Source organism: Paenibacillus sp. UNC499MF, assembly GCF_900107975.1.
In the GTDB taxonomy this organism is placed as follows: domain Bacteria; phylum Bacillota; class Bacilli; order Paenibacillales; family NBRC-103111; genus Paenibacillus_F.
This window is the reverse complement of the sequence record NZ_FNVF01000008.1, coordinates 160,059-171,904: the sequence shown is the minus strand read 5'-3', so window position 1 is coordinate 171,904 and position 11,846 is coordinate 160,059. Positions and strand designations below refer to the sequence as shown.

Below are 11,846 nucleotides of genomic sequence, written 5' to 3'. Positions count from 1 at the left end.
GAATTGACATGACAGAGCAAAAGCATCATATTTTGGCGATCGGCGGTCACGCCGGCGACTTGGATCTGACGGCGGGCGCCGTTATCGCGAAATATACGCAGGCCGGCCATAAAGCGACTTTCCTGCACCTGACGCCGGGAGAGAAGGGGCATCCCCGCCTGACTCCGGAAGAGTACGCGAAGCAGAAAATCGAAGAAGCCCACAAATTCGCCGAAATCGTCGGGGCCGACGTCAAGTTCCTGGCCTACAAAGACGCCGAGCTCCCCGTCGACGAAGAAGTGAAATACCAGGTGGCCGACGTGATCCGCGAGGTGAAACCGGATATCATTCTCACCCACTGGAAGGGCAGTATTCATAAAGACCACGCCAATACGCATTATATTGTCAATGACGCGCGTTTTTACGCCGGATTGAAGACGATCGAGCGCGAGCTTCCGTCCCATTACGCCAACCATCTGTACTATGCCGACAACTGGGAAGATCCGTACGATTTCAACCCGGAAATTTTTATTGACATTCCCGATGAAGCATACGAGACTTGGGTTAAAGCGATGAATGTGTATGCCTACGCACGCGGTGAAACTTACGGATTTCCGTTCATCGAATACTATAAAGCGTTGACGATCGTGCGCGGCGCTCCGGCTAACTTCAAACGGGCTCAAGCGTTCGCGGTACCGACGGGCGCGCTTTCGAAACGCGTACAATTTTTCTAAAGCGCGGCACGCAGGCAAAGGAGAGGAATTATGAACGGAGGATTAGTCAGGCTGCGCGAGATTCTGGACGATATCACGCCATCGGAACGCAAGGTGGCTGAATTTGTGCTCACTCATCCGCATCGAATGCTGGAAATGTCCGTAGCGCAATTAGCGGCCGAAAGCGGCGGCAGCCAGGCGGCGATTATCCGTTTGTGCAAGTCGATGGGCGTGAAAGGCTACCCGGAGCTGAAGCTCAAAGTAGCCGGTGACTTGAACCAGAGCGAGGAAAGATACGAGTACCGGGAGATTCGTCCGAACGATTCCATCGAGCGGATTATTCATACGGTATCGGCCAACAACATCCAGTCCATCCGCGATACCGTGACCATTCTGGATGCGGATACGGTCAAAAACGCGGTCGAAGCGCTAAGCCGGGCGAAACGGACGTACTTTTACGGCCTGGGCGCCTCGAATCTGATCGCTCAGGATGCCCAGCACAAATTTTTGCGGATCAACAAGACCAGCTATTCGTTTACCGATCCGCATCTTGAGCTGACATCCGCCGTGATGCTGAACGAGGAAGATGTGGCGGTCGGCATTTCTTATTCCGGCGAAACGGATCATGTTATCGAATGTTTGAAAGAAGCGCGTCTATGCGGGGCAAAAACGATTTCTATCACGAAATACGGCAACAATTCGGTCAGCTCGCATGCGGATTATCCCTTATACACCTCTTCGACGGAGAACGAAATCCGCAGCGGAGCGATGTCGTCAAGGATGACGCAGCTGAATGTCATTGATATTTTGTACCTGGGCGTAGCCAGCCGGGAGTACGAAGATTCCGTGCGCTATCTGGAAAAAAGCCGGGATATCATCCGGCGCATGACCGGCCGCTGAATGCCGGCGGCGGCCAAAAATCCCCTTGTGGAACGATGAAAGCTTCATGCTTCTTCGTTCCCGGGGATTTTTTTTGTTATGCTGTGTCTCGGGAACCGGATCACCGGATTCGGACCCGGGGCTTTTTTTGCGCTAAAAATAAAAAAGGTTCCGGAATGCTGTAACGAAATGACGCCGTCTGGTACAAATAAGAAGAAACATTAAAACATGCCCGTCGGATGAGGCTTCGAATGAGGAGGGCGCATGGGGCTTGAGGAGCTTTACAAAGAGATTCAACCGAAATTGTACGCATTTTTCTATGTGAAAACGCAAAGCAGAGAAGCCGCGGAAGACCTGACCCAGGAAGTTTTCTATGAGGCGGTCAAAGGACACGGCTCCTTCCGGGGAGATTCGACGGTCCGGACCTGGCTCTTCGGCATCGCGAAGAACAAGCTGAGCAAATATTACCGGTCCAAAAAATACGGGCAGGAGCTGGCGGCGAAGCTTGTATGGGAAAACCGCGAATCCGTTACCCCGGAGAAGCAGGTGCTGGACCGGGAGGACCGCGATCTTTTGCTGGAACGGATTTTCCGGCTGGATGAGGCTGCCCAGGAAATCGTCACGCTGCGCATGTATGCCGAGTTGTCTTTCCGGGAGATCGGACACATTATCGGCGCTACGGAAAACAGCGTCCGGGTAAAATTCTACCGGATCAAGCTCCAACTGCACAAAGAGCTGGAGGGATATTATGAACGATAAAAATACGGTGCGGCATATCATCGAAGACCTGCTGCCGCTTTATGAGGAAGGTCTGCTCAGCGAAGAGACGGCCAAGTGGCTGGAAGCGCAGACGGCGGGGGACCCCGATTACGCAAGGCTCGTCCGTCTGTCGGGACAGAGTCTGCTCAAACCGGAGCTGCCGGAGCCGGCCGAGGACTATGCGAAGATGATGGCGAAGATCAACCGGAAGCTGTCTTTTTATCAACTGCTGTTTATGGCGATCTCGTTCGTGCTGGCGATCCGTACGTCGCTGCTTAACGAAAGCTTCGGTTTCGTTTTGTGGTATGCCGTGCTCGGCTTCGTCACGTACCTGTTTTATAAGCAGATAAAGATTGTGTTATTCCTCTCGTTCGCGCCTGTTTTTCTGTGGTCACTGGGAGACAGTATTTACTCGGCCGTAAACGGTTCGGGAGACGGGGGAGTAGGTATGCTCGTCTTTGTACCTATAGTGGGGGCTGTATTGACGGCTTTCATTCACAGCCTGTTTGCCTTTATCGGAAGCTTGATGGGACTGCTGGTGTTAAAGATCAGAAAGACGGGAGACGATTCGGAATGAAGAAAAGGAAAAAGAGAAAGAGTCTGTACATCGCGCTGCTGGTGCTGCTTGCTTTGTTTATCGGTTCGCTGTATAACTCGCTGAACGGGAATCCGCTCAGTAAATGGCTGGCGGGGCGGGAGCTGCAGCATTTCCTGGCGGAGCGCTATCCGGAGAAGCGGCTGAGGATCGAGAAAGGGTTTTATAACTTCAAGTTCAAGAATTACGAGTACCGGGTGAAGGAAATCGGGGCGGACGCAGATAAAGGGGAGGCGCCGGAGTATGAATTTTCCGTAGGCGGCTGGATTCCCAAGGTGAAAGTGGACGGCATCCGGTCCGCCAACCTCGATACGGCTCTGATGGAGCGGCTGAGCGCAGAGGCGGCCGCGGCGCTTAAGGGCGCTTTTGCCCGGCGGGTTCCCGCGGTCCGCGAGGTTACTGTGCAGCTTGAGGTCGTCAAAGGACAACTGGCGGAGAATACCGCCTGGACTCCGTCTCTGAAGCTTGATGAGCCGCTGTACATCCACGTGGTGACGGATGCGGCGGGCGCTTCCAAAGAGCAGGTTGCCGAAGCGGCGGGTGAGATCGCGGCCGTTTTGGACGCCGGAGGGTACGATTACGGGCACGTGACGATCAACGCGAACGTGATGGACGACAAGGGGGAGAAACAAAAGAACACCTATGTGAAATACGTGGCCCGCTTCGATAAAGGCGGCGAAAAGGTGAGCGCGAAGGATGTGGAGGAAGTGTCGAAATAGCGGCCCCGGATTTTGCTTGGGGAGCTGCCCGACCGGCTGCGCCAGCCGATTCCGCAGCGGTTGTTAGGGCGCCAAAATCCCCAAAAAGAGCAAGAACGGTCAAAACTCGTCCGGCCTGCCTTGGTATACTGAGTTCACCAGATAGGATCCGGCTGCTCATGACGTTTGCGATGTACTTCCTCCTGCTGCTGGAGCGGGAAATGAAGCAGGAAGACGCGGAGCAGGAGGAGCCGGGCACGGTGAAGGAGCGCAGCGAGCGCGACTCGGAAGTCTCTATCCGTAAAAGCTCTATGCAAAAAAGAGCTTAACAAGGGAGCTTGAACGAGCATTGCGGGCTTCCTCCTCGGAAATTTAAGGGAACAATAACCTGACCGCTTTAATAAGCCAAAAAGGTCAGTCTCGCGGGCTTAAGCTCCCACGGTTCTGACCTTTTTGGCGGTTAATGCCGTCGGAAGCCGTCTTCTGCGGCTCCGATGCTACCAGCGGTCGTGACGGAACTGCGTTTTTTTATCTTGTCAGCGACGTATGTATATAGTTTCATTGCAGTTTTCATGTCATCGTGGCCGCCTGTTTCATGATCGTGTTAATATCGACCCTTGCCTCGGCCAACATACTAATAAGTGTATGCCGGATTTAGATAGCACTGTTTTCATCAGTAATCGGGCCATTCTGGTTTGAATACTTTTAGGTACAAGCGGATGTCCATCCTCAATAAAATTCTTACCATGGTATTCGGGCAACAACAAATTATTTGCCGGTCTTTTTCTCGCTTGCTTTATTTTAAATGCTCTTAGCATAGCAACTACTGTTTCAACAAGTTGATACTTACGTAATTCTACTACGCTCATTTTATTAACTGGAAGGGGGATATATATGTAAAAAGTAAATTTTTATACAACTGAAAAAGAACGCCCACTAAATGCGTAGGCGTTCTGTGACTTACTTGTATTTATTCAAGATCTCAGTCTTGAGGTCATTAAAATGCTGAGTATCTTCTCCCACAAAATCTATATTGTCAAGTTCAGATTTTGTTACTGAGAGAGTATTCAATTTAGTTGCGGGAGTAGATAAGTTTAAATTGAATTTGCCTTGATATACTCCTTTTACCGTGTAAATTCCATTTTCTGGGGTTGCAGTTAGGAACAGCAGATAATCATCGTTTTTATTCATTGGCAAATAACCAGCGGTAGTAATTAAATTGTCTTGCTTATAGTACCCGTTCTCAAAAACAGATATTTCTTCCCCAGCTTTGAGATTTCCTTTAAATACCTTTGTGATACTAACGGGGGTTACTCCCACTTTGTCGATAACAACATTATTTTGAGAAAATTCTTTCATTTTAGTCTCGCCATTAACCTTTGCTTGTATAATTAAGTCTGAATGACTTTCCAACATTTTCAAATCATCGTACTTAACCACTTTAGCGTCGGTTGAAGAAATGTTTATCTTGCTGTCATTTTTGATTGCAGACTGAGTTGATGTATGATTTTGATTTTGTGCCTCGGTTGCAAGATATATACATGATGAAAGTGTGATTGCGGCCGCTATGGTAACAAAAATCTTCTTGTTTTTCATATTTATCCTCCTCATTGGATGTCACAAATATAGAGACGCAAATTATTTACATAATGTTGCAATTAATAGTAAAATGCTACATTACTTTTATCGAGTTGTGGAACATTTCCGTATTGGGTTATGTTAGTTCTTTGCATGATTGACGGTACACCATCGTCCTGATGTTTTAATTTCAAAACGTGTCCGAGTTCGTGAGTGACTACGTCTAACTTTTCATTTCCACTCATTTGTCGTGTGCCACCATTAGGAAGAGCAACATTATTCATCGTATAATTATTTAGTCGGATATGAGCCTTATAAAATACTACAGTAGGATTATCTAAATAGGCTAGTGAGCCAGGGATTTCGTTTCCGCTCTTATCATAAGGTGCTAAAATACCGTAAGTTTCTGACCAATAATAGTCTCCTGCAAAAAATCGAAGATCAGCGTTGTCAGAGGAAGTTACGTTTTGAAAGCCAATATTTGCCCCTGGAACAGCATCCCATAATTCTTTTGCTGTATTGACATGCCAATTGAAGCCAAATTGTTCAACAGAGGGGTCTTTATACCATTGAATATCTGCAATTTTAGCGTTGCTAAAGCAAGTACATTTCCAGAAAGCCGCAGCATTTGTGAGAGGTGTCGCTGCACTACTTATATTGCTCTGCGAGGCAAATAATACTATTCCTAAGCATCCGGCAGTGGTGAGTTTTTTTATCACTTTAATTAATTCCACTATTTTTACCTCCTAATTTATAACTAATTTACACATATATATAACCCATATTTTTTATACTAAATCTTTTAATATACTCGTATTTATAAATATGGGTTTATATTGAAATATATGTAAATAATCTTTTTATTGCTTCAACAAAAAAGCCTGTAGAAGCTGTTCCGAAAGGAACAGTGTCTACAGGCTGACCGGTACTGTTCCCAGCACCGGCTATATCCTCGAATCCTATGTGTTTACAATTTCATTCGCACCGCTTACTTCATCCCCGAAATCGAATAGTTGTCGATGATGTACTTCTGGAAGATCGCGAAAATGATCAGAATCGGCACGACCATAAAGGCGGAACCGGCCATCTGCAGGGCAAAGTTGCTGTCATACTGGCCTTTCAGCAGCGACAAGCCGACGGACAGGGTGTACAGCTTCTCGTCGTTGGCGATAATGAGCGGCCAGAGGAAGCTGTTCCAGCCTGCGATGAAGGTCAGGATCGCCTGCACCGACAGGATCGGCTTGGAGATCGGCAGCACGATCTGGGCGAAGGTGCGCAGCTCGCTGGCGCCGTCAAGCCGGGTCGCTTCCAGCAGTTCGTCCGGAATCGTGGACATGAACTGGCGGAACAAGAAGACGCCGAACGCCCCGACGAGGCCGGGCAGCACGACGCCGACCAGCGTGTTCGTCAGCTCGATGGAGTTCAGGATCAGATACACGGGAATCATCGTGACCTGTCCCGGAATCATCATCGTGGCGAGCACGAGGTAGAAAAGACCTTCGCGTCCCTTGAAGCGGTATTTGGCGAAGCCGAAGCCCGCCATCGCGTTCAGGAACAGGCCGACGAAGGAGAAAAGCACGACGATCAGGGTGTTTTTCAAGTAGACGCCGAAGTTCATCCGTTCGAACAGATTTTTGAAGTTCTCCATCGTAAACGTCTCTGGAAACAGGGTGGGCGGAATACGCAGCACTTCACTTTCCGGTTTGAACGCCGACAGAATCATCCAAACGAACGGAATGAGGAAGACGATGCCGCCCAAGGCCAGCAGGACAAATACAAGTCCTTGGAAAAAGGGGCTCGATCCCGATGTCCCTGCGCCAGCCGGACGTAATTTTGCAGCTTTTGCAGCCATAAGCTTTTCCTCCGTTCTTTTTACATGTCCGTATCTTTATTCTGAAGCCGGAACTGAATGAGCGTAATGATGATGATGGCGACGAACAGGACGAACGAACCCGCCGCGGCGTAACCGAAGTTGCTGAGCTTGAAACCGTTGTTGTAGATGAACAGAGCCACGGACGTAGTGCCGTCCAGCGGTCCGCCCTGCGTCATAACGAACGGTTCTTCGAAGAATTGCAGCCAGCCGATCATGGTCGTGATGGACACGAAGAAAATGGCGAAACGCAGCATGGGAACCGTAATATGAATCATTTGCTTCCAGGTGCTGGCTCCGTCGAGCTGGGCCGCTTCGTAGTACGTTTTCGGAATACCCTGAAGAGCGGCGATGAAAATAATCATGTTCAGACCTACCGCCCGCCACAAGGCGAGAAGGATCAGGGAAATTTTCGCGATCAGAGGATCGGTCAGCCACGGAACCTTATCGAAACCGGCCGATTCCAGCACGTAGTTGAACAGACCGAACGCCGGGTTGTACAAATAGCTCCAGACGACAGCTACCGCGACTACGTTGGTAACGGAAGGGAGGTAGTAAATGACCCGGAATGCTTTAAAAACGCGGGAGGCTCCGTAGTTGATCAGCAGCGCGATGCCGAGCGATAAAATAACGACGCACGGAACCCCGATAATCACGTAAAAAAGAGTGTTCGTAATCGATTTAATAAAAATCGGATCCTGCAGGACACTGATATAGTTTTTGAAGCCGATGAAATTGATGTTGGAGTAATCGGCCAGACCCGCGAGATCCATATCGGTGAAACTGATAATGAGCGCAATAAAGATCGGCAGCAGCGAGAAAACCGTGAGCAGGATCAGAGTCGGCGCAATAAAAAAGTACGGTGCTTTGCTGTTGCTGAAGCCCTTCATCTCATGTCCCTTCTTTCACTGTCGTCCAGCCCGGTTAAAAAGGATGGACCGTTAATAGCCGGACCGGCCCCTGAGGGCCGGCCGGCTTCGGGTTATTTTCCGTCCGTGCGGTTACTTGTTCAAAATTTGCTGAGCCTGCTTGTTGAAGGCATCCAGCTCCGGCTTTACTTCCGCCTGGCCGCGGTAGATGCGTTCAAAGCTTTTCAGGTAAGCCTGGGCGATTTCTTCCCAAGGTTTGATCATCGGCATCGGCTCGGAAGCTTTCATTTGCTCGCCGATCACTTTATAGTTCGGATCTTCCTTCAGGACAGGATCTTCCCAGGCTTTCTTGGCTGCCGGCATCGATTGTGTCATTTCGAGCCATTTCAGTTGGGTTTCCGGCTTGCTCATATAGGCCAGGAATTTCATCGCTTCTTCTTTATGCTCCGTATGCTGGAAGACCGACAAGTTGGAGCCGCCCAGCGCGGAAATGTTGTTTTCTTTCTTCGGAAGGACGGCCGTGGCCCATTTGCCTTTCAGCTCGGGAGCCTTGTCGTTGATAAGCTTAACCATCCATGGGCCGCTGATGAACATCGGCACGATGCCGTCGCCGCTCAAGCCCTGTACGGCGTCGATACCGAGATCTTTCGGCGCGGAACCGTTCTTGAAGAAGCTGTTGAGATACTCTACGGCTTCAACGAACTGCGGCTGATCGAACAAAGGCTGCTTGCCGTCCAGCAGCTTGGAGCCGTTTTGACGGGCGAACATGAAAGTCAGGGACTGCTCTTTCGGATCGAGCGAGATGCCGTACTTGCCGCTGCCGCGCTTGGTCAGCTTCTGGGCCGCGTCTTGAAGTTCTTCCCACGTTTTCGGCGCCTCGTTATAGCCCGCCTCTTTCAGAAGATCCGTGCGGTAGTACAGAACGCGGGTGTCGATGTACCACGGCACGCCTACCGTTTTATCATCATATTTGGTCGTTTGGATCGAACCCGGATAGAAATTGTCTTCTTTGATTTCGGGATATTTATCCGTCATCGGTTTAAGGTCCATCAAAGCGCCTGCCGCCGCGAATTCCGGAATCCAGGTCGTTCCCATCTGCAGAACGTCCGGACCTTTCTTGGAAGCGACCGCCGTCAGCAGCTTATCGTGAGCCGAAGCCCAAGGCAGCGCCTGCACGTTGATTTTGATGTTCGGATTATCCTTCTCGAACTGTTCCGCGATTTTCGGAAGGGATTTCGCTTCTTCGCCCATTCCCCATACGTTCAGCGTCACTTTTCCTCCGGATTCTCCGCTGCCTTTGTCGCCGCCGCTTGCGCCGCTTCCTCCGCAACCCGATAGAACGCTTGTCAAAAGAACCGTAGTCGCAATTCCTGCCGCCCAATTTTTCCGTTTCATACTGTCTGCCTCCCGTAGGAATCCTTATTATGGTGATAGTTTACCCTTAATCGTAAAGGTTAAATGTTAGCTGAAAAGCAATCGAAACGTTTCGAAATCATTATAAAACATCCTGGAACCGTATTCAAGTTCTATTTCTAACAAGCATAAAACGCTTACAAAATCCTATTTACCTTGACAGATTCCGTTTGACTTCATTCAAAAAGGACGGTTATAATTCAAATCAAAGGAAATCGAAACGTTTCACTTATCGTTTTATGCAAGCTTTTTCGGAGTGCTCCGGCACTCGTGCTACTAAAATTTCTATAAGAAAAAGCAAGAAAAAATTCTGCGCGAGGAGGCGGCGGTATGACGGAAGAACAGCTGCTGGCTAGGATGAAGGAAATGACGCTGGAGGAAAAAATCGCTCAGCTGCTGCAGCTGGCGGGTCCTTTTTTTGAAGGGGCGGACGGGCAGATTACCGGTCCCATGGCTTCCATGGGCATTACCGGCGAGATGACGGCCCACGCGGGCTCCGTTCTGGGCGTAGCCGGCGCCGGGCAGGTCAAGGCGGTCCAGGAAGCTCACCTGCGCGGCAGACCGAAAGCGATCCCGCTGCTGTTTATGGCGGACGTCGTGCACGGATACCGGACGATCTTCCCGGTACCGCTGGCCACCGGCTGCTCCTGGGATATGGAGCTGGCCGAGAAAAGCGCGGAAATCGCGGCGAGAGAAGCCGCCGTATCCGGCGTGCACGTGACTTTCGCCCCGATGGCCGACCTGGTGCGCGATCCCCGCTGGGGACGCGTGATGGAGTCGACGGGCGAAGACCCGTACCTGAACGGCGAATACGCGCGGGCTTTCGTGCGCGGATTCCAGGGCGCGGACCTGACCGGCGACAAGGAGCGGGTGGCGGCCTGCGTCAAGCATTTCGCCGCCTACGGCGCGGGGGAAGGCGGCCGCGACTACAACACCGTGGACATGTCGGAACGCCAGCTCCGGGAGCAGTATCTGCCGGCTTACAAGGCCGCTCTGGAGGAAGGCTGCGAGATGGTCATGACGTCCTTCAACACCGTGGACGGTATTCCGGCCAGCGGCAACAAACGCCTCATGCGCGATCTGCTGCGCGGGGAATGGAACTTCGACGGCGTCCTGATCTCCGACTGGGGAGCCGTCAAGGAACTGATTCCGCACGGAACCGCCGCGGATGAAGCCGAAGCCGCCCGCCGGGCGATCGAGGCGGGCGTCGATATCGAGATGATGACCGCGTGCTACGTGCATCATCTCCCGGCACTAGTCGCTTCGGGGGAAGTCGACGAAGCGCTCATCGACGAAGGCGTGCTCCGCATTCTGCGGCTCAAACAGAAGCTCGGCTTGTTTGACGATCCCTACCGCGGCGCGGATGAAGAGCGCGAGCGGGAAGTGGTGCTCTGCGCGGAATACCGCAGCGCGGCAAGAGAACTGGCGCAGAAATCGTGCGTTCTGCTCAAGAACGAAGGCGTCCTGCCGCTGAAGCCGGACCGCAGCATCGCCCTGATCGGCCCGTTCGCCAATAGCGGCGACATCCTGGGGCCGTGGTCGTGGCTCGGCTCGCAGGACGAAGCGGTGCCGCTGGCTGCCGGCATGGCCGCGCACACCGATCCGTCCCGGATCGCCGTTGCGGAAGGCTGCGGCATCGAAAGCGGCACGGCGGAGCAGACCGCGGCCGCGCTGGAAGCGGCGCGCGGCGCCGATGTCATCGTGCTGGCGCTGGGCGAGCACTCCGGGATGAGCGGCGAGGCTTGCAGCCGCGGCGACATCTGGCTGCCGGAAGCGCAGCTGAGGCTTGTCGCCGAGCTGAAGACGCTCGGCAAGCCGATGGCGGCCGTGCTGTTCAACGGCCGTCCGCTCGACCTGCACGGCCTGATCGATCAGGCGGACGCCGTGCTGGAGGCCTGGTTCCCGGGCACCGAAGGAGGCTCGGCGGTCGCCGATCTGCTCTTCGGCCGGGCCAACCCGTCCGGAAGGCTGTCCATGAGCTTCCCTTACAGCGTCGGGCAGGTGCCGGTCTATTACAATCACTTTAATACGGGACGGCCCAAAGATGCGCAGGACGCCCAGGAGCATTACGTTTCCAAATATCTGGATATTCCCAACGAGCCTTTGCTTCCTTTCGGATTCGGTTTAAGCTACACGACCTTCGCCTACGGCACTCCGACACTTGACTCGGCAAGCATGACGGCGGAGAAGCCGCTGACAGTACGGGTCAACGTGACCAATACAGGAGAAACCGCAGGAGAAGAAGTCGTCCAGCTGTATATACGTGACCTGTCGGGTGAGGTTGTCCGTCCGGTTAAGGAACTGAAGGCGTACCGGAAATTATTCCTGAAGCCGGGCGAAAAAGCCGAAATTCGGTTCGACTTGACCGAAGAACAGCTCCGTTATCATCATTCCGATCTGAGTTTTGCAAGCGATCCGGGAGAGTTTGCCGTCTTCGTCGGCCCGAACAGCCGTGATACCGCAGAGCTCCGGTTCCGACTAACGAAGTAAAGA

The 11,846-nt window shown here is 52.0% G+C and carries 12 protein-coding genes; 7 read left to right on the top strand and 5 right to left on the bottom strand.

Annotated elements, in window-relative coordinates; all coding sequences use genetic code 11:
- Positions 1–8: 8 nt before the first annotated feature.
- From C4S74_RS17900 to C4S74_RS26640, 6 genes are all read left to right on the top strand, one after another.
- Positions 9–713 (top strand): PIG-L deacetylase family protein, encoded by a 705-nt coding sequence (locus C4S74_RS17900; protein ID WP_103996660.1) that lies wholly within the window; start codon positions 9–11, stop codon positions 711–713.
- A gap of 30 nt (positions 714–743) precedes the next feature.
- Complete coding sequence (locus tag C4S74_RS17895; RefSeq protein WP_103996659.1) at positions 744–1,592, top strand: MurR/RpiR family transcriptional regulator; 849 nt, start codon at positions 744–746, stop codon at positions 1,590–1,592.
- A 243-nt stretch (positions 1,593–1,835) separates the two neighbouring features.
- Complete coding sequence (locus C4S74_RS17890) at positions 1,836–2,330, top strand: RNA polymerase sigma factor (RefSeq protein WP_103996658.1); 495 nt, start codon at positions 1,836–1,838, stop codon at positions 2,328–2,330.
- Complete coding sequence (locus C4S74_RS17885) at positions 2,320–2,907, top strand: hypothetical protein (RefSeq protein ID WP_103996657.1); 588 nt, start codon at positions 2,320–2,322, stop codon at positions 2,905–2,907. Before C4S74_RS17890 ends, C4S74_RS17885 begins: the two co-directional genes overlap by 11 nt.
- Positions 2,904–3,644, top strand: a complete 741-nt coding sequence (locus C4S74_RS17880; protein ID WP_103996656.1) for a hypothetical protein — start codon at positions 2,904–2,906, stop codon at positions 3,642–3,644. The genes C4S74_RS17885 and C4S74_RS17880 overlap by 4 nt, the downstream gene beginning before the upstream one ends.
- Before the next feature lie 158 nt (positions 3,645–3,802).
- Positions 3,803–3,952, top strand: a complete 150-nt coding sequence (locus C4S74_RS26640; RefSeq protein WP_181024463.1) for a hypothetical protein — start codon at positions 3,803–3,805, stop codon at positions 3,950–3,952.
- 631 nt (positions 3,953–4,583) lie between these two features.
- On the opposite strand, the gene C4S74_RS17875 is transcribed toward C4S74_RS26640, so the two are convergent.
- The 5 genes from C4S74_RS17875 to C4S74_RS17855 all read right to left on the bottom strand — a co-directional run bounded on the left by C4S74_RS17875 (position 4,584) and on the right by C4S74_RS17855 (position 9,335).
- On the bottom strand, positions 4,584–5,219 hold the full coding sequence (locus C4S74_RS17875) for a hypothetical protein (RefSeq protein WP_103996655.1): 636 nt from the start codon (positions 5,217–5,219) through the stop codon (positions 4,584–4,586).
- Positions 5,220–5,281: 62 nt separating this feature from the next.
- Complete coding sequence (locus C4S74_RS17870; protein WP_103996654.1) at positions 5,282–5,935, bottom strand: hypothetical protein; 654 nt, start codon at positions 5,933–5,935, stop codon at positions 5,282–5,284.
- Positions 5,936–6,189: 254 nt separating this feature from the next.
- Positions 6,190–7,053 carry a carbohydrate ABC transporter permease gene (locus C4S74_RS17865; protein ID WP_009675348.1) on the bottom strand — a complete coding sequence of 288 codons (864 nt, stop codon included), beginning with the start codon at positions 7,051–7,053 and terminating at the stop codon, positions 6,190–6,192.
- A gap of 20 nt (positions 7,054–7,073) precedes the next feature.
- A complete protein-coding gene (locus tag C4S74_RS17860) occupies positions 7,074–7,961 on the bottom strand; it encodes a carbohydrate ABC transporter permease (protein WP_103996653.1) in 888 nt (295 codons plus the stop codon).
- Between the two features lie 111 nt (positions 7,962–8,072).
- Complete coding sequence (locus tag C4S74_RS17855) at positions 8,073–9,335, bottom strand: sugar ABC transporter substrate-binding protein (RefSeq protein WP_103996652.1); 1,263 nt, start codon at positions 9,333–9,335, stop codon at positions 8,073–8,075.
- Positions 9,336–9,683: 348 nt separating this feature from the next.
- On the opposite strand from C4S74_RS17855, the gene bglX reads away from it, so the two are divergent.
- Positions 9,684–11,843, top strand: a complete 2,160-nt coding sequence (gene bglX / locus C4S74_RS17850) for a beta-glucosidase BglX (RefSeq protein WP_103996651.1) — start codon at positions 9,684–9,686, stop codon at positions 11,841–11,843.
- The last annotated feature ends 3 nt before the right edge of the window (positions 11,844–11,846 follow it).

Excerpts from the sequence above, each read along its gene's own strand:
- C4S74_RS26640 (WP_181024463.1), top strand. The coding sequence starts at position 3,803 with ATGACGTTTGCGATGTACTTCCTCCTGCTGCTGGAGCGGGAAATGAAG.
- C4S74_RS17855 (WP_103996652.1), bottom strand. The coding sequence starts at position 9,335 with ATGAAACGGAAAAATTGGGCGGCAGGAATTGCGACTACGGTTCTTTTG.
- C4S74_RS17895 (WP_103996659.1), top strand. The coding sequence starts at position 744 with ATGAACGGAGGATTAGTCAGGCTGCGCGAGATTCTGGACGATATCACG.
- bglX (WP_103996651.1), top strand. The coding sequence starts at position 9,684 with ATGACGGAAGAACAGCTGCTGGCTAGGATGAAGGAAATGACGCTGGAG.
- C4S74_RS17900 (WP_103996660.1), top strand. The coding sequence starts at position 9 with ATGACAGAGCAAAAGCATCATATTTTGGCGATCGGCGGTCACGCCGGC.
- C4S74_RS17860 (WP_103996653.1), bottom strand. The coding sequence starts at position 7,961 with ATGAAGGGCTTCAGCAACAGCAAAGCACCGTACTTTTTTATTGCGCCG.
- C4S74_RS17890 (WP_103996658.1), top strand. The coding sequence starts at position 1,836 with ATGGGGCTTGAGGAGCTTTACAAAGAGATTCAACCGAAATTGTACGCA.
- C4S74_RS17875 (WP_103996655.1), bottom strand. The coding sequence starts at position 5,219 with ATGAAAAACAAGAAGATTTTTGTTACCATAGCGGCCGCAATCACACTT.
- C4S74_RS17880 (WP_103996656.1), top strand. The coding sequence starts at position 2,904 with ATGAAGAAAAGGAAAAAGAGAAAGAGTCTGTACATCGCGCTGCTGGTG.
- C4S74_RS17865 (WP_009675348.1), bottom strand. The coding sequence starts at position 7,053 with ATGGCTGCAAAAGCTGCAAAATTACGTCCGGCTGGCGCAGGGACATCG.
- C4S74_RS17885 (WP_103996657.1), top strand. The coding sequence starts at position 2,320 with ATGAACGATAAAAATACGGTGCGGCATATCATCGAAGACCTGCTGCCG.